Source organism: Citrobacter sp. Awk 2, from assembly GCF_028069815.1.
GTDB lineage: Bacteria > Pseudomonadota > Gammaproteobacteria > Enterobacterales > Enterobacteriaceae > Citrobacter.
The window spans coordinates 1-17,084 of the sequence record NZ_JANEWL010000017.1 but is presented as its reverse complement, the minus strand read 5'-3'; the positions used below and the strand labels follow the sequence as shown (position 1 = coordinate 17,084).

At 52.2% G+C, this 17,084-nt stretch carries 17 protein-coding genes; 12 read left to right on the top strand and 5 right to left on the bottom strand.

Annotated features, from left to right (window positions below; genetic code table 11):
* The first annotated feature begins 121 nt into the window (after window positions 1–121).
* A complete protein-coding gene (gene nepI, locus NNO02_RS06945; RefSeq protein ID WP_271454474.1) occupies window positions 122–1,315 on the top strand; it encodes a purine ribonucleoside efflux pump NepI in 1,194 nt (397 codons plus the stop codon).
* Between the two features lie 46 nt (window positions 1,316–1,361).
* Here the strand turns inward: nepI and NNO02_RS06940 are convergent, their stop codons facing one another.
* Together NNO02_RS06940 and NNO02_RS06935 are read right to left on the bottom strand one after the other, a co-directional pair.
* A complete protein-coding gene (locus NNO02_RS06940; protein WP_271454473.1) occupies window positions 1,362–2,744 on the bottom strand; it encodes a glycoside hydrolase family 1 protein in 1,383 nt (460 codons plus the stop codon).
* A 94-nt stretch (window positions 2,745–2,838) separates the two neighbouring features.
* Window positions 2,839–3,132 carry a YicS family protein gene (locus tag NNO02_RS06935; RefSeq protein WP_202037365.1) on the bottom strand — a complete coding sequence of 98 codons (294 nt, stop codon included), beginning with the start codon at window positions 3,130–3,132 and terminating at the stop codon, window positions 2,839–2,841.
* Between the two features lie 129 nt (window positions 3,133–3,261).
* Between NNO02_RS06935 and NNO02_RS06930 the strand changes: the two genes are divergently transcribed.
* The 10 genes from NNO02_RS06930 (at window position 3,262) to nlpA (ending at window position 13,191) form a co-directional block, all read left to right on the top strand.
* Entirely contained in the window at window positions 3,262–3,678 is a 417-nt protein-coding gene (locus tag NNO02_RS06930; protein ID WP_271454472.1) for a GNAT family N-acetyltransferase, read from the top strand.
* A gap of 103 nt (window positions 3,679–3,781) precedes the next feature.
* The gene (gene dagR, locus NNO02_RS06925; protein ID WP_271454471.1) at window positions 3,782–6,580 is read left to right on the top strand and encodes a transcriptional regulator DagR; all 2,799 of its coding nucleotides are present in this window, start codon (window positions 3,782–3,784) and stop codon (window positions 6,578–6,580) included.
* A 120-nt stretch (window positions 6,581–6,700) separates the two neighbouring features.
* Window positions 6,701–7,126, top strand: coding sequence for a PTS sugar transporter subunit IIA (locus NNO02_RS06920; RefSeq protein WP_271441414.1), 426 nt, complete (start codon window positions 6,701–6,703; stop codon window positions 7,124–7,126).
* Between the two features lie 12 nt (window positions 7,127–7,138).
* Window positions 7,139–7,624 carry a PTS system mannose/fructose/N-acetylgalactosamine-transporter subunit IIB gene (locus NNO02_RS06915; RefSeq protein WP_003023959.1) on the top strand — a complete coding sequence of 162 codons (486 nt, stop codon included), beginning with the start codon at window positions 7,139–7,141 and terminating at the stop codon, window positions 7,622–7,624.
* Window positions 7,625–7,649: 25 nt separating this feature from the next.
* Window positions 7,650–8,399 carry a PTS mannose/fructose/sorbose/N-acetylgalactosamine transporter subunit IIC gene (locus tag NNO02_RS06910; protein ID WP_003023960.1) on the top strand — a complete coding sequence of 250 codons (750 nt, stop codon included), beginning with the start codon at window positions 7,650–7,652 and terminating at the stop codon, window positions 8,397–8,399.
* Entirely contained in the window at window positions 8,396–9,256 is an 861-nt protein-coding gene (locus NNO02_RS06905) for a PTS system mannose/fructose/sorbose family transporter subunit IID (RefSeq protein WP_005121522.1), read from the top strand. Before NNO02_RS06910 ends, NNO02_RS06905 begins: the two co-directional genes overlap by 4 nt.
* A gap of 3 nt (window positions 9,257–9,259) precedes the next feature.
* The gene (dgaE, locus tag NNO02_RS06900) at window positions 9,260–10,369 is read left to right on the top strand and encodes a D-glucosaminate-6-phosphate ammonia lyase (protein WP_271454470.1); all 1,110 of its coding nucleotides are present in this window, start codon (window positions 9,260–9,262) and stop codon (window positions 10,367–10,369) included.
* A complete protein-coding gene (dagF, locus tag NNO02_RS06895; RefSeq protein ID WP_271454469.1) occupies window positions 10,356–11,099 on the top strand; it encodes a 2-dehydro-3-deoxy-phosphogluconate aldolase in 744 nt (247 codons plus the stop codon). The genes dgaE and dagF overlap by 14 nt, the downstream gene beginning before the upstream one ends.
* Window positions 11,100–11,309: 210 nt before the next feature.
* Complete coding sequence (locus tag NNO02_RS06890; RefSeq protein WP_271454468.1) at window positions 11,310–12,248, top strand: Rpn family recombination-promoting nuclease/putative transposase; 939 nt, start codon at window positions 11,310–11,312, stop codon at window positions 12,246–12,248.
* Window positions 12,249–12,372: 124 nt separating this feature from the next.
* Window positions 12,373–13,191 carry a lipoprotein NlpA gene (gene nlpA / locus NNO02_RS06885; RefSeq protein WP_271449764.1) on the top strand — a complete coding sequence of 273 codons (819 nt, stop codon included), beginning with the start codon at window positions 12,373–12,375 and terminating at the stop codon, window positions 13,189–13,191.
* Between the two features lie 28 nt (window positions 13,192–13,219).
* On the opposite strand, the gene NNO02_RS06880 is transcribed toward nlpA, so the two are convergent.
* Both NNO02_RS06880 and NNO02_RS06875 read right to left on the bottom strand, forming a co-directional pair.
* Window positions 13,220–14,122 carry a carboxylate/amino acid/amine transporter gene (locus NNO02_RS06880; RefSeq protein WP_271441409.1) on the bottom strand — a complete coding sequence of 301 codons (903 nt, stop codon included), beginning with the start codon at window positions 14,120–14,122 and terminating at the stop codon, window positions 13,220–13,222.
* Between the two features lie 25 nt (window positions 14,123–14,147).
* Window positions 14,148–15,092: a LysR substrate-binding domain-containing protein gene (locus NNO02_RS06875; RefSeq protein WP_271454467.1), complete on the bottom strand. Its 945-nt coding sequence runs from the start codon at window positions 15,090–15,092 to the stop codon at window positions 14,148–14,150.
* Window positions 15,093–15,239: 147 nt separating this feature from the next.
* On the opposite strand from NNO02_RS06875, the gene NNO02_RS06870 reads away from it, so the two are divergent.
* On the top strand, window positions 15,240–16,016 hold the full coding sequence (locus tag NNO02_RS06870; protein ID WP_271454466.1) for an SDR family NAD(P)-dependent oxidoreductase: 777 nt from the start codon (window positions 15,240–15,242) through the stop codon (window positions 16,014–16,016).
* A gap of 70 nt (window positions 16,017–16,086) precedes the next feature.
* Here NNO02_RS06870 and NNO02_RS06865 read toward each other — a convergent pair whose 3' ends face one another.
* Window positions 16,087–16,767, bottom strand: coding sequence for a hydrolase (locus NNO02_RS06865; protein WP_271454465.1), 681 nt, complete (start codon window positions 16,765–16,767; stop codon window positions 16,087–16,089).
* Window positions 16,768–17,084 lie beyond the last annotated feature (317 nt).

The following is a 17,084-nucleotide window of genomic DNA, read 5'->3' as shown; positions in this document are numbered from 1 at the left end:
TGTAGGCCGGATAAGACGACGTCGCTATCCGGCGATAAACAGTTGCTGAAACGTTAAATACGTCACAAATTTAATGTTACACTGCGTAACTTTTCTACAATAACCCCACGCAGGTAACAAAATGAGTGACGCTATTGAACAAAAATCCCGCGCTGAGGCAAATACCCGACCGAACTGGTCGGCGGTATTTGCCGTGGCGTTCTGTGTTGCCTGCCTGATAACCGTTGAATTTCTGCCCGTCAGTTTGTTGACGCCAATGGCGCAGGACCTCGGTATTTCGGAAGGTGTTGCCGGGCAATCGGTGACCGTAACGGCGTTTGTCGCCATGTTTGCCAGCCTGTTCGTGACGCAAATTATTCAGGCAACCGATCGTCGCTATGTCGTGATCCTCTTTTCGGTACTGCTGACAATCTCCTGCCTGCTGGTTTCCTTTGCCAACTCTTTTACCCTGTTGTTGATTGGTCGTGCCTGCCTCGGTCTGGCGCTCGGAGGGTTCTGGGCGATGTCGGCATCGCTGACCATGCGTCTGGTTCCTGCACGGACGGTGCCGAAAGCGTTATCAGTGATCTTTGGCGCAGTCTCTATCGCACTGGTCATTGCCGCCCCGCTGGGGAGTTTCTTAGGCGGCATCATTGGCTGGCGCAACGTCTTTAATGCCGCGGCGGTGATGGGCGTGCTGTGCACCATCTGGGTGGTGAGATCGCTGCCTTCGCTGCCCGGTGAGCCATCACATCAGAAACAAAACGTGTTTAGCCTGCTGCAACGACCGGGGGTAATGGCTGGCATGATGGCTATCTTCATGTCCTTTGCCGGGCAGTTTGCCTTCTTTACCTACATCCGCCCGGTGTACATGAATTTGGCGGGATTTGATGTGGATGGTTTGACGCTGGTGCTGCTGAGCTTTGGTATTGCCAGCTTTGTCGGGACGTCGCTCTCGTCGGTGATCCTGAAACGTTCGGTCAAACTGGCATTAGCCGGTGCACCGCTGGTGCTGGCGCTCAGCGCGCTGGTGCTGATTCTGTGGGGGAGTGACAAAGTGGTGGCGGCCGCCATTGCGATTATCTGGGGGTTGTCGTTTGCGCTGGTACCGGTCGGCTGGTCGACGTGGATCACCCGTTCTTTGGCCGATCAGGCAGAGAAAGCCGGGTCCGTTCAGGTCGCCGTGATCCAACTGGCTAACACCTGCGGTGCCGCGATTGGCGGGTATGCGCTCGATAACCTTGGTTTGCTGTCTCCCTTGATGCTCTCAGGTGCTCTGATGCTGCTGACGGCGCTTCTGGTGGCGGCGAAAGTTCGCATAAAAGGTATGCAATAAACTAAAGCTCGGTATGCCGGATCGCTATCCGGCATCCAGGTTGGTTTTAATCAAAACCATTGTTTTCGGCGGTATGAGCAAACCATTCGCCACTCTTTTTCACCGTGCGTTTTTGCGTTTCCAGATCGAGCTGGACAAAACCGTAGCGGTTTTTGTATCCGTTCAGCCATGACCAGTTATCAATAAAGGTCCACATATGGTAGCCAAGACAATTGCAGCCTTCGCTAATGCCTTTATGTAGCCATTTCAGATGTTCAGATACAAATTCAATACGATAGCTGTCGTTTATCTGATCCTGCTGAATGAAACGCTGCTCATTTTCGACACCCATACCGTTTTCAGAAATAAAACAGCGTGGATTGCCGTAATTATCACGCAGGTTGGTAATAATATCGTAAATACCCGGCTCATATATTTCCCAGCCACGGTAAGGGTTCATTTTACGTCCCGGCATTTCGTAGTAATCAAATAACCATTCCGGCATAAACGGCGCGTTCGGATTGACTGCGCTATCACGACATTTCACGCGGCGCGGCTGATAATAGTTGATGCCCAGCAGATCAATTTTGCCATCAGCTATCAGCTGGCTGTCGCCGGGGAGACATGCTGGCAGTTGATCGTACTCTTTCAACAGTTCTACCAGGTCTTCCGGGTACTCACCTTTCAGCACTGGATCGAGGAAACTACGGTTAAAGAGCAGGTCTGCATGGTGTGCGGCTTTTACATCTGCCGGGTTTTGCGAGCGTGGATAAGAAGGCGTTAAATTCAACACTACGCCGATTTCGCCGTCATAACCTCCGACGTGCCAGGCCCGAACCGCCATTGAATGTGCCAGAATGGTGTGGTACGCCACCGTCGCGGCGCGTTTGAAATCCACCACGTTAGGGTAGTGGAAATCATACAGATAACCGCCTTCTACCGTGACAATCGGTTCGTTAAAGGTGAACCAGTGCTTCACCCGATTGCCGAACAAGTTAAAGCAGGTCTGTGCATAGTGGCCAAATGCCTCGACCACTTCACGGTTTTCCCAGCCGCCTTTCTCCTGCATCACCATTGGCATGTCAAAGTGGAACAGGGTGATAAAGGGCGTAATACCTTGAGCCAGCAGCTCGTCGATGACGTTGTTATAAAAATCAACGGCCTCTGGATTCACCTCACCCGTGCCGTTTGGGATCAGGCGTGACCAGCTCAGTGATGTACGAAAGCTGTTATGTTTCAGCTGGTTGAGAAGGGCGATGTCCTGTTTCCAATGCTGATAAAACGTGGATGTGTTCGCCGGGCCAATTCCCTGATGGAAACGACCCGGTTGGCGGTCGAACCACACATCCCATGTGGTCTGGCTTTTGCCGCCGTTGAGGCTATCACCTTCCGTTTGCAGCGCGGAGCAGGCACTGCCCCACCAGAAGTTCGCAGGAAAACGGTATCGCATTATTGTTGCTCCCTTACTCTTTATTAGTTGTGGCAACAATACGTGTTTTTGCGATACAGAAACCGGTTACAGTGCTCATTTTACAACATAATGGCTATAAATCAGGGCATTCAACTTTGCCAAGCGCTTCCCAGTAGTTGTTCTGATTATTTCTTTCTATCGCCACAATAGCTTCGCGAATATGCTGCTGATTGCGTGTATCAGACATAATTGTTTTTTCCCACACTTCATCTGATGGCGACCCCTGTGGGGTGCAAAGTTTGCGCAAATCCTTGAGTACAGTGTTCTTTTCGTGCACCGACTGTAACCCGCCGTAAGCCGAGTCAGCCTGTGCCAGGCCCGGTAGCGTGAAAAGGACGGCAATGATCGGAAAAACGGCTAATTTCATGATAATAATCCTTGTTGTTGATGCGCATCATCTCAAGAGTAAGTGTAGACGGCATACGGCTCACTCATCAGCCTGTGTTAACGATTAAAAATAAATCAGCCAGAAGTTGTAGTCTTTCAGGAGGATAGGATGCAGATACAGATTACTGATACCGTTACAGAAGATGATCAAAATGCGCTGCTTACCGGGCTGCGTGCTTACAATTTCCAGTTCCTGAAAACGACCAATTTTGGCGATTTGGCGGTCTACTGGCGTGATGAACACAATAAGATTCGGGGTGGGCTGATCGGCAAAATCAAAGGCGACTGGTTGTGCATTGAGTTCTTATGGATGGATGACGCCCTGCGCAAAGACGGTTATGGCACAAAGCTGATGCAGGTAGCAGAACAGACGGCACGTGAGCGAGGATGTCTGCATGCGCTGGTTGATACCATGAGTTTCCAGGCGCTGCCGTTTTATCAAAAGAACGGCTATCAGCTACGAATGACCCTCGATAATTTCCCGGAATCAGGCGCTGCACGCCATTATTTATCAAAAACATTTTGATGTCCGGGAGGATTGCCCGTAACGACTGGATGCCGCCTCACTTTCTTGCGCAGCAGAATAGTGTATGTTCTGAACAATCATTTATTTCTTAAGCGGTAAAGAGATGAGACGGATTGAGATAATACTGGGAGAGCTGGAACGACTGACGCGAGGGCTGAATCTTGCCCATCTGGCGCAGGAAACGGCGTTCACAGCGGAAGCTATCGGCTTTAACCTTGGACTGGCGCGTAATTCGGTCAGTAAAGATCTCAATCAGCTCTGGAACGACGGCCTGGCGATTAAAAGCCGCGGGCGCCCGGTCTTCTTTTTGCATCGCCAGGCGATTGAAACGCTGCTGGGGCGCAAACTCGATGAGTCTGAGCGCGAAGTACAAACCGTTGCCGATCTGTTGCCTGCTCAGGAAAACCGGGCGGCAGACGATCCTTTTTTTGGCTTGATTGGCTACGACCGCAGTTTGCGCGATGCGGTGGAAAAAGGCCGCGCGGCGGTGCTTTATCCCCACGGACTCCACGTTCTTTTGACGGGGCCTTCTGGTGTCGGCAAAACTTTTTTTGCTGAACTGATGCACCGTTTTGCCTGTGAACGCGCAACGGGCGCGCCCCCGCCGCTGGTTTATTTCAACTGCGCGGAATACGCCCATAACCCGGAGTTGCTCTCTTCACACCTGTTTGGTCATCGACAGGGGGCGTTTACCGGAGCAAACGAGAATAAACCCGGTCTGGTCGAGCAGGCCGACGGCGGTTATCTGCTGCTCGATGAAGTGCATCGTTTGCCGTATGAAGGTCAGGAAAAGCTGTTCTCTATTCTCGACAAAGGCGAGTATCGACCGTTGGGTTCAAGCGCCATGGCGCGTTCTATTTCGGTTCGTCTGATTTGTGCAACCACCGAACCTGTCAGCTCAGCATTGCTGCGCACCTTCCAGCGGCGTATTCAGGTGTGTATCGATCTCCCCGGCATCCGCCAGCGCTCGGTGGAAGAACAGGTTGAATTGATTGTCGGATTCTTACAGCGTGAGAGCCGTAAAATCGAGCGAACAGTAAGTATCGACCGCACTTTGCTGCTCTGGCTGCTGAACAAACCGTTAGAAGGCAACATTGGCCAGCTCAAGAGCGACATTCAGTTTCTCTGTGCCCAGGCCTGGGCCTCGGGAATGACGGAGCACAGCGATACGCTACAGCTGGATAAACGTCTGGCAGAAATCCCGTTTAACGCCACACCGGAACAACGTCTGCTAGTTGGGGCGCTGTTCGAAGGTAAAGAGCACCTGAGCATTGATGCCCGAACGTTACCTGCGCTGAAAAATTCGCTGGCAACCGGGGCTGAAATTGAAGAGAGCGATCTCTTTTACAGCTTCCTGACCCGGGAATATATCAACCTGCGTAACAGCAATGTACCGCCAGCCGAAACGCTGGCAATCCTCAAAAACAAGCTCAGCTCGATTTTTGAATATGGTCTCTATAGTCGCGACAGCGTGGCGCATCCCCCGCGCTATGGCGATCAGATTGAAGAGCGAGTCACGCTGCTGATCGGCTGCGTTGAGCAGGTGCTTGGCTTCACGCTGCCGGAAAATCTGGTTAACCCGCTGCGAAAACACTTCCTGGCGCTGATTGGCTACGTGCAGCGCGGGCTTATTCCACAACTTTATTCTTCCAGCCTGATCCTCGACCGCTGTAAAGATGAATACGAAAACGCCACGCTGTTATGCCGAAAAATCAATGAACTGCTGCATATTCAGTGCCCGGCAACGGAAGTGGTTTGGCTGTGCCTGTTCCTCAAGGAGTGCCGCCATTACCGCCAACGGATTGATGCCAGCCCGGATTGCGGGGTGATTTTGATTGCCCACGGCGCGACGACCGCCACAAGCCAGGCGCAGTACGTGAATCGTGTGCTGGAACGCGAGGTGTTCAGCGCAATCGATATGCCTTTTGAGCAGTCGGTGCATGACACGCTGGAAGCCCTGACGCAGATGATCCAGGCCCGGCAATATCGGCGGTTAATCCTGATGGTAGATATTGGCTCATTAGTTCATTTTGGTAGCACGATCAGCAAATTATTCCAGATAGACGTTCTGCTGATGCCCAATATCACGCTCACCAGTCTGCTGGAGATAGGACTAGATTTAAGCTATGAAACCAGCGATTTACCGCAACTGGCGGCACTGATGCAGAGCAAAAATATACCCTGCCAGCTCTGTACACCACAGCAGGAAAACAGTGGCAAAGTGCTGGTTATCTCTTGCATCACCGGGATGGGCACGGCGGAAAAAATCAAAAAGGTGCTGGAAGAAAGTTTTGGTGAGCTGATGTCGCAGGATACGCGGATGGTGATCCTTGATTACAACGAAGTTCGCAGCCTGGAGCGCATTCAGCAGGCGATTAACGCCAGCGAACGACTGGCAGGCATTGTCGGTACTTTCCAGCCGGGACTGCCTGATATCCCGTTTATCTCGCTTGAAGAGTTGTTCTCCGAGCAGGGGCCTGAACTGGTGCTCAGTCTGCTGACGCCGGATCTTTCAAGCAGTGAGCGCCGTCTGGAGATGGAGCGCAGCGCGATGCGTTTTATCAGTGCGTTGACCATGGAAAGTATCATTAACCATATTTCAGTGCTTAACCCTCAGCGTATTCTGAAGGAGATGGAAGGTGTACTTAACCATCTGACCACCACGCTTTCGCTGAAACCGAGCCGCCAGGTGACACTGCGCTTCCTGATCCACTGCTGTTGTATGGTCGAGCGTATCGTGATTAACCGCAAACCGTTACAGATGGCGCTGGAGAACAAGCCAGATCTGGATGTTCGCGCGTTTAGTGTCATTAAATCCGCCTTCCTGCCGATTGAAGAGGCCTACGCCATTCGGTTATCGGACGCGGAATATATTTATATCTACGAACTGTTATACAGTTAATCCCTCGTCTGGTGGGGCTTTGCGCCCCGTCGGCACCTACACCTCCCCCGCGTGACACAAATTCTGGCACAGCCTTTGCTCTGTTTACCTATGTCTATGTAATCGAGCCAGGAGGCCATTTTGACTACCACTGAATCCTTGCCCCAGATCCTGCTGCTGACCCATGGCGGCTGGGGGCAACAGCTTTGCAACAGCTTGCGTATGGTAATGGGCGAAATTAAAGGCGTAACGGAAATTGCGCTGATGCCTGTTGATACGCTTGGCGAGTTTTATCAGCGCGTCGAAGCCGTAGTGAAAATCATGCCAGAAGGCTCACTGATCCTCACTGATTTTATTGGCGGTACTACCTCTAATGTCGCGGCGCGGCTAAGCGCTGATTACCCGGTGGCAGTGATTTCCGGGCTAAATGCCTCTTTGCTATTGGAGGCGCTGGACAAGCGTGAGCATGGCCAACTGACTGCTTGTGTGGCGGATCTGGTTGAGGCCGGGCGTAGCAGTTGCCTGGACGTTGTGGCTCACGTACGTCAATTACAACAATCACAATAAGGAAGAAACACCATGGCAAACATCGTCTTATGTCGTATTGATAGCCGTCTGATTCATGGGCAGGTCGTCACCAAGTGGGTCGGGCAATCTCAGGCAAATCGGATTGCGGTGGTCAGCGATGAGCTTGATGCCGATCCGTTTATGAAAAACATCTACCTGATGGCCGCGCCGCCGAACATCAAAGTGGATTGCTTCGGTAACCAAAGTTTTGCCGCTGCCTGGAAAGAGAATCAACTGGGTGACGGAAAGGTTCTGGTGCTGTTCCCCTCCCTGGCGGCGGTTCAGGAAGCGGTTCAGTTGGGCTTTGATGTCACCACTATTCAGGTGGGGGGACTGGGCGGTGGGCCAAACCGCAAAGCGGTATTCCAGAACATTACGCTGGATGAAAAAGACGTCGGCATTCTGAGCGACCTGAAAAATCGTGGGATTCAGGTGTTCTTCCAGACCATCCCGGAAGATAAGCCGCAGTCGCTGGACGATATCCTGAAAAAATTCTAATTCTTTGATAACAGGGTACTTAACTATGGATACTTTAGTCTTCGCAAGCCTGATGGGGTTGTATTACTGGTTTGCCCGATTACGCCTTGGCTACACCTTCTCCGCTATGTTGCTACAGCCGGTAGTGATTGCCGTATTCGTTGGCCTGCTGTTGGGTAACATGGAAACGGCAATGATCATTGGCGCGGGTATGCAACTGGTCTACCTCGGCGTGACGTCTACACCGGGCGGCAACGTGCCCTCTGATCCAGCGCTGGCTGCCTGCATTTCAATTCCTATCGCCGTGAAGGCCGGTATGGACCCGAACCTGGCTATCGCGCTGGCGATCCCGTTTGGCGTCATCGGCGTATTCCTCGACCAGTTGCGCCGCACGTTAAACGCGGCGTGGGTACATATGGCCGACAAGCATGCGGAAACGGCAAACATGGCGGGCATTATGCGCTGTGCGTTTCTTTATCCGGCATTACTTGGCCTGGTCCTGCGTTTCCCGGTGGTCTTCGCCGCAAACTATTTTGGTCAGGATGTCGTGGAAAGCTTCCTTAAGCTGATGCCGCATTGGCTGACGCACTCCTTTGAAATTATGGGCGGCATTTTGCCTGCGCTGGGCTTCGCCATCACCATTATGGTGATCGGTAAAAAGAGCCTGCTGCCGTGGTTTATCGGTGGTTTCTTTGCAGTGCTGTACCTGAAGGTGGACATCATGGCGATGGCAATCTTTGGTACCTGCGTGGCCTTCCTGATTAAAGGTCTGGCGAAAAATGAAGGAGCAGCATGATGAGCAGCGACGTAATGCAGCATGAACTGGTTGAACGTGCGCGTGAAAGTGGCACGTTGACCAAAGCAGATATCACCAAAGCCTGGTTTATCTACTGGTTGGGCGCGGAAGTTTCCAGCTCTTATGAACGTTTGCAAAGCCTGATTTTCTGCGCCTCGATGACGCCGATCATCAAAAAACTCTACCCGCAAAAAGAAGAGCAGGTAGAGGCGCTGAAACGCCATCTGAACTTCTTCAACTCTGAGCAGACGTTTGGTGCGGTGATTCAGGGGATCTCCATTGCGATGGAGGAGCAGAAAACGCGCGGCGAGCCAATTAGCGATGCCTCAATTACCGGCATTAAAACGGGATTAATGGGACCGCTGGCCGGGATGGGCGATTCCATAATCTGGGCCGCCGTCATGCCACTGTTAATTGCTATTTTCATCCCGTTCGCCGCGAATGGCAGCGCGATGGGCGGTATTGTGCCGCTCATTCTCTACCCAGCTATCACGTTGGCAATCAGCTACGGCATGGTTCACAAAGGCTATACGCTGGGACGTGATTCGATTATCGGCCTGCTGCAAGGGGGGCGAATTAAAGAACTGATCTACGGTGCGAATGTGCTGGGTCTGATCATGATGGGGGCGCTTTCTGCAAGCTACGTCAAGATCACCACACCGCTAAAACTCAGTGCCCTGAAAGGCTCTGAAGTGGTGGTTCAGCAGATCCTCGACTCTATTGCACCCGGCCTGTTACCGCTGGCGGCGGTGTTCGCCATCTACTTCTATCTGGTGAAGAAAGGGCCGCGTTACACCACCATTTTGCTGTCAATTGTCGCGCTCAGTGTGGTCTGTTCGCTGTTAGGAGTGCTGTAAGCCATGACACAGAATATCTATCAACAACTCGGCCTAAAACAGGTCATTAACGCCTGCGGCAAGATGACCATTTTGGGGGTTTCCAGCGTTGCGCCGGAAGTGATGCAAGCCACCGCACGAGCAGCGTCGGCCTTTGTTGAAATTGATCGGCTGGTGGATCGCACCGGCGAGCTGGTTTCCCGCTTTACCGGCGCGGAGGACAGCTATATCACCTCCTGCGCGTCGGCGGGTATTGCTATCGCCGTTGCTGCGGCCATTACCCGCGGCGACCGGGCGCGAGTCACGCTGATGCCGGACAGCTCTGGTATGGCGAATGAAGTTGTCATGCTACGCGGGCATAACGTTGACTACGGGGCGCCCATCACCAGCGCGATCCGCTTAGGCGGCGGACGTGTGGTGGAAGTCGGTTCAAGTAATCTGGTGGCCCGCTGGCAGCTGGAGAGCGCGATTAACGACAATACTGCCGCGCTGCTGTACGTGAAATCGCACCACTGCGTGCAGAAAGGTATGTTGGGTATTGCCGATTTTGTGCAGGTGGCGCAGGTCTATAACCTGCCGCTGATTGTCGATGCCGCCGCAGAGGAAGATTTGCACGCCTGGGTGGCAAGCGGGGCGGATATGGTGGTCTACAGCGGCGCAAAAGCTTTTAACGCGCCGACGTCCGGGTTTATCACCGGGAAGAAACAGTGGATTGCGGCCTGTAAAGCCCAGCATCACGGAATTGCCAGAGCGATGAAAATCGGCAAGGAGAATATGGTCGGGCTGGTCTATGCGCTGGAAAACTACCATCAGGGACAGACTGTGGTGGCTGCCGAGGAACTTCAACCCGTGGCACAGGCGATTTCAGACATTCGCGGATTGAATGCGGATATCGAGCAGGACGAGGCCGGTCGCGCTATCTGGCGGATTCGTATTCGGGTGAACGCGCAAGCGCTGGGGCTGGATGCATATGCCGTGGAAGCGCAGTTGCGCGGTGGCGATATCGCCATTTACGCTCGCCGTTACAACCTTCATCAGGGGGTTTTTAGCCTTGACCCGCGTACGCTTGCCGAAGGGGAAATGGCACTGATCGTGGCACGATTAAAGGAGATTGCAGAGCATGCAGCACATTAATTTTTATCGTAATAAAGTGGCGATTAACGTGCTGGCGAAGGATATCACTAATGCCCGTGAGATCTATGAGGCTGCTGAAGGCCATGCGGTGATCGGCATACTTTCCGCACAATTTGCTTCGGTTGAGGAAGGCGTCCGCGAAGTTAAACGCTGGATGGATGATGTGCCGTCAATCTCTGTAGGGTTGGGGGCGGGCGACCCGGCGCAGTATTACAAAGCGGCGATGATTGCCTCACAGGTCCATCCGGCACACGTCAACCAAACCTTTACCGGCTGTGGTTTTGCTGCCGGAGCGCTGGCGGCAACGGGCGGTGAACAGACCCATATCAACGCGTTGGTCAGCCCGACGGGCACGCCGGGGGAGGTGTTGATCTCGACCGGCGTCAGTAGCAGCCAGGGCACGCCAGCCCGCGTTTCCTGCGATGCAGCAGTACGTATGATGCTCGATTCAGGGGCTCACGCGGCGAAGTTCTTCCCGATGGGCGGTGAACAGTCGCTCCCTGAGCTGTACGCACTGGCGACGACCGTGGCGCGAAACGGCATGACATTGATTGAACCGACCGGTGGAATCGATCTTGATAACTTCGGCGTTATCCTGCAAACCTGTCTGCAGGCGGGAGTACCCCGCGTGATGCCGCATGTTTACAGCTCGATTATTGATCCACATAGCGGTAATACCCGACCTGAAGATGTCGTCAGGTTAATGGAAATAGTGAAAGTTCTGGTGTGATGTTGCTATCGCCGGATGGCCTATAAAAAATGCCCCGAAGTGATCACGCTTACTGGGCATTTTTGCGAACGCTATTCCCTGAAAATGAATACATTGCAAAAGCATGTATTTATCCGCCAAGCCGCCTCGCAGATAGAAAAGTTCCCAGATGTTGTGTGTGCGACTGGCGAGTAAGGTTACGTCATCTTGTTCTTCTGGTGACGGACCGCCATGAAAAAACCAACAACTTCTACGCCGCATGATGCCGTATTTAAAAAATTCTTAAGCCATCCAGAAACGGCACGGGATTTTCTTGATATTTATCTCCCAGCACCATTACGTGAACGTTGCGATCTGAACACACTGAAACTGGAGCCAGGGAGTTTTATTGAGGAAGACCTGCGTGCCAGTTATTCCGATGTTCTGTGGTCGCTAAACACGAGGACCGGAAAAGGCTATATCTACGCGTTGATTGAACACCAGAGTTCACCGGATGCTCATATGGCATTCCGGATGATGCGTTACGCCATTGCCGCGATGCAGAATCACCTTGATGCCGGCCACAAAACGCTGCCGCTGGTGGTTCCGATACTTTTTTATCATGGTGTCGCCAGCCCGTACCCTTTTTCACTGTGTTGGCTGGATGAATTTGACGATCCAGAAACTGCACGGAAGCTTTATGGCGCGGCCTTCCCGCTGGTCGATATCTCGGTGGTCTCTGATGATGAGATTATGCAGCACCGGCGAGTGGCGCTCCTGGAACTTGTCCAGAAGCATATACGCGAGCGCGATTTGATGGTGTTGGTCGATAAACTGGTTGCCCTGTTGATTAAGGGACACGCTAATGACAGCCAGGTAGAAACGCTATTTAATTACCTGGTGCAGTCTGGCAGCGCACCGCGTTTTGAGGCGTTTATTCGACAGGTTGCCCTGCGCGTTCCCCAACATAAGGAGAGATTAATGACGATTGCAGAATGCTTACGTGAATCGGGGCGAAGAACGGGTCATCGCCGTGGCCTGCAGGAGGGGTTGCTAGAGGGCAAACGTGAAGGCAAAAAGGATGAAGCGTTGCGGATAGCCCATGCCATGCTTGAGAAGGGAATCGATCGTGAACTGGTGCTAATTATCACCGGGCTTTCAAGTGATGAACTAACGGCATCTTTCGACTAATTTATCTTGTTCCCGTTATGCTTTTTTCTTCTTGCTGATGCTTTTTCGTTTTTTAAACCGCAGCGGCCTTCCCGTTATAGTCATTTCATTACCCATCAGGCGGTTATTTCAAAAGGATAAAAACGTGAAGCTGAAGATACCTCATTTCGGGGCCGGGGCGGCAATATTGCTGGCGGGATTACTGCTGGCTGGTTGCGATCAGCAGAGCAGTGATGCAAAGCATATCAAAGTCGGCGTAATTAACGGGGCAGAGCAGGATGTCGCGGAAGTTGCGAAGAAAGTGGCTAAAGAGAAGTACGGCCTGGATGTCGAACTGGTTGGATTTAGTGGTTCACTGCTCCCCAACGATGCAACCAATCATGGCGAACTGGATGCCAACGTCTTCCAGCACCGTCCGTTCCTTGAACAAGATAATAAAGCGCACGGCTATAAGCTGGTGGCGGTAGGCAATACCTTCGTTTTCCCAATGGCCGGCTATTCGAAAAAAATCAAAACCATTGCTGAGCTGAAAGACGGTGCGACGATTGCCATTCCTAATGATCCGACTAACCTCGGGCGGGCGCTGTTACTGCTGCAAAAAGAGAAATTAATCACTCTGAAAGCGGATACTGGCCTGCTGCCAACAGCGCTGGATATCACCGATAATCCACGGCATCTGAAAATTATGGAGCTGGAAGGTGCGCAGTTACCGCGTGTGCTGGACGATCAGAAAGTGGATGTGGCGATTATCAGTACCACTTATATTCAGCAAACCGGGCTTTCTCCGGTGCATGACAGCGTGTTTATAGAAGACAAAAATTCACCGTACGTGAATATCCTGGTGGCGCGAGAAGACAATAAAGATGCAGAGAATGTAAAAGAATTCCTGCAATCTTATCAGTCACCGGAAGTGGCCAGGGCGGCGGAAACCATCTTTAACGGCGGCGCGGTTCCGGGCTGGTAATCGTAGCCCGTTGCCGCGCCGGTGGGTATTAAACCGCTTTGGCGCGGCGGCGGGAGTCCATTGAGATCAGCACCACGGAAGAGAGGATCAGCAGTGTGCCCAGCCAGTCAGGTAGGGTGAATGTAATGCCCAGCAGCAACAGAGACAGCAACGCGCTACTCAGCGGTTCTGCACAGCTCAAAATGCTTGCTTTCGGGCCGCCAATCATCTGCGCACCTTTCAGGTACAGGCTAAACGTCAGCGACGTGCCGATAACCACCAGATAGAAAAACGCCAGAATCAAACTGCCATTTACCACAAAGTTTGTTCCCTGCCCGGCATAGAACGGCAGCAGGATCATGCCGCCGATCAACATACTCCAGCCGACGACCGGCAACGTTCCGTAGCGTGCGATAAGCGTTGAAGGATAGGTGGTATAAAAAGCCGCGGCGAATGCAGAAGCGATACCCCAGAACAGTGCGGCAGGTGAAATGGACAGCGACGTCGGGTTACCGTGGGTGACCAGCAGGAATGTGCCAACCAGCGAGGTGAATATTGCTGTGAGCACTAAGATCCCCGGTCGCGCTTTTCGCACCACAGAAAACCACGCCACGATAATGGTTGGTGACAAAAACTGCAGCACTGTCGCGGTCGCGGCGTTGGATTTTTCAATGGTCAGCAGGAAGGTTAGCTGTACAGTGAGTGCGCCAACCACGGAAAAAATCAGCAGGCTGATGGCATCTTTGCGGTTTTTGATAATGGAGAAGACTTTGTCGCCGTGCACAAAAGAGAGCATCAGCAGAATGAGTCCGGCAAAAATCAGGCGCGTCATGGTCAGAAACTGTGACGACATCTGGCTTTGCTCCATGATGTACTGTGCACAAACGCCTGAACTTCCCCACAATACGGCGGCAATCAGGACGTTCATCATCCCTCTTCTGGTGGAGCTCATCTTTTCCTCTGCATGTTGTTTTGTCTTATTTGTGTGCAGGTATCATAGCAGAGAAGGGATTGATCTCCGCCAGCACATCCGCAATCAGCCAGTCATTAAATACTTTCACCTCCGGGCGCATGGTTGTGTGCTGTGGAGTGACGATGTAGTAAGACCACGCCAGGGGCCAGCGGGTGTTGGGATGAAGCTGAACCAGTTGCCCGTCAGTGAGCAGTTGTTGCACCAGAGCACGGCGCACGATAGCCACACCCTGGCCGCTGAGCGCTGCCAGAATAACTGCTGAGGTAGAGTTGATATGCAGCCCGTTATCGCGAACGGCTGGTGCATGGGTGGCAGACAGGACATCGCTCCAGGCGGGGAAATTGGCACCGGGATGGGGAGTATCATCATGGATCAGCTTCTGTGCCGCCAGCCATTCACCACAGGATATTTTATCTGCCGGTACCATTCGTGGACTGCAGACCAGAACGGCTTCTTCATCCATGAGCCAGGTTTTGTTCACCCCCGGCCAGTCACCCTTTCCGCAGCGTACCCCCAGATCGGCTTCGCCGTGGGCGACATCCATCAGCTTTTCCGTCACGTTCAGGCGTAGCTCAATATTTTCATGTGCCTGTGAAAAACGGTTGAGACGGCTCATCAGCCAGTTCATCACCAGTACCTGAGAGGCTGTGATGATCACCACAGAACGCGACCGCCGACCGCGAAGTTTATTTAATCCGGATTCCAGGTTATCCAGTCCCTGTGTTATCTCGCGCAACGCCTCCTGTGCTTCGCTGACCAACGTAAGACGTTCTTTGCCTGAACGGGTACGATGCAGCAGCGGATGGCCTACCCAATCTTCCAGCGCGCGAACCAATTGACCAACGGCCGCAGGCGTCACACCCAATTCCTGCGCTGCGCCGGTAAAGCTGCCATGACGGGCGGTGGCTTCAAAAGCATGTAACCATTTTAGCCGGTTGAGTGAACGCATTTGCCATTTTCCCTTCTCGTTGAGTGTTCTGAGTATACGCCAGCAAGATAGATTTTCTTTCTTGATACGCTATTTCTTCTCATTCGTCAGTACCGCCGCCAGCTGGCATCTTTAGTGCATCAACACACTCTTTAAATGAGGTTAGCGATGAACGCATTATTTGCCGGAAAAAAACTGTTAGTGGTGGGTGGCACCAGTGGTATCGGATTTGAAACCGCGAAGCTGATCCTTCAGGGTGGTGGCCGCGTGGTACTGGTTGGCAATCGTGCCGAGAAAGCGGAACGGGCCCGTCAGGCACTGGCGACGCTGGGTGATGTGGCGGTCATTGTGGCGGATCTGATGTCAGACGCCGGAATGAAGCAGGTAATGGCAACGGTGAACGCCGAGCACAAAGACATTAACCTGCTGGTGAATGCGGCCGGGGTCTTCTTCCCCAAACCGTTTACTGAGCATGACATTGAAGATTATGAACTGTACATGAGCCTCAACCGTGCGACATTTTTTATCACCCGCGATGTCGTGCGAAATATGGTGGCGGCTAACATCCAGGGGGCCATCGTGAATATTGGTTCGATGTGGGCACAACAGGCGATTGGCGCAACGCCTTCTTCAGCGTACTCAATGGCAAAAGCGGGTCTGCATGCTCTGACCAAAAATCTGGCTATCGAACTGGGCTCTCACGGTATTCGCGTCAACGCCGTTTCGCCAGCCGTCGTGCATACACCTATCTACGAAGGATTTATCCCGAAAGAAGACGTACAAGGTGTGATGAGTAGCTTTGACAGCTTCCATCCGATTGGTCGGGTCGGTACGCCGCGTGATGTGGCTGAATCCGTCGCGTTCCTGTTGTCAGACAAAACGCAATGGGTGACTGGCGCCATCTGGGATGTCGATGGGGGTGTTATGGCTGGACGTAATGGCTGACAGGGGTTGATGCCGCATATGACAAAACGCCTGCTTATACTAAACAGGCGTTTGTGAAAGAAGGAAAAAGTTAAGCGCGCTGAGAGTCCAGCAGTTCGTTATTTTTCACGACATCCTGGGCTTTGGTATAGCTTTCAATCAGCAACTGATAAGCCGGGAAGATTTTGGTATAGACTTCAGCCCATTCCGCTGCATCTTCCCGATTCCAGGTTTTCTGCAGTTCGGACGCAACTGCGGCAGTATCCATCGGCACAACGCCAGCCTGTACGACGCGGGCCATGGTGATCTCCTGCGCCATTTTGCTGTAAGTGCCGGAAGCATCGATGACTGCAAAGACTTTAAAACCTTCAGCTACCGCACTAATGGCCGGGAATGCCATGCATACACTGGTGATGGTACCGGCAATAATCAGTGTTTTACGACCTGTCGCTTTTACCGCCGCAACAAACTCTTTGTTATCCCAGGCGTTAATTTCACCTTTGCGCGCGACATAATGAGCATGAGGTGCGTTTTCATGAATTTCCGGGATAAGCGGACCATTTGGCCCCTGCGGCACAGACGCGGTGGTGATCACCGGCATTTTGCATAAGGTGGCGATTTTTGCCAGAGCCGTTGCTCTTGCACGCAGTTCAGTCATTGGCATATCGCCAACGGTCTGGAACAGGCCGCTTTGATGATCGATAAGCAACATAACTGCGTCATTGACATCAATCACTGGGTGTTGGCCATTAAAATTCGCGGGTGTAGACATGATCCATTCCTTGTTGTTGCTTTTTGCGGGTTATCTAACCCGCAGTAAAGTCTATAATCGCCTGGGCGATATCCATTTTGCTCTACAGCTAATTAACCATTATTGACATCATCATGGTTAATTTCAGGGGGCTAAAGTTATCTTTATCAGAATTTCCTTAGTGAACTTAATTTCCTCCCACCCCATTAAAATAACAATGCTTGTTATTATGAAATAATATTTCTGTATTCATCTTTTTTTATGGTATGCACCGGAAGTAAAGGGCGAGAATTTGGCGGATGTTTCTGATTGATATATCTTTATATGATCATTATTAT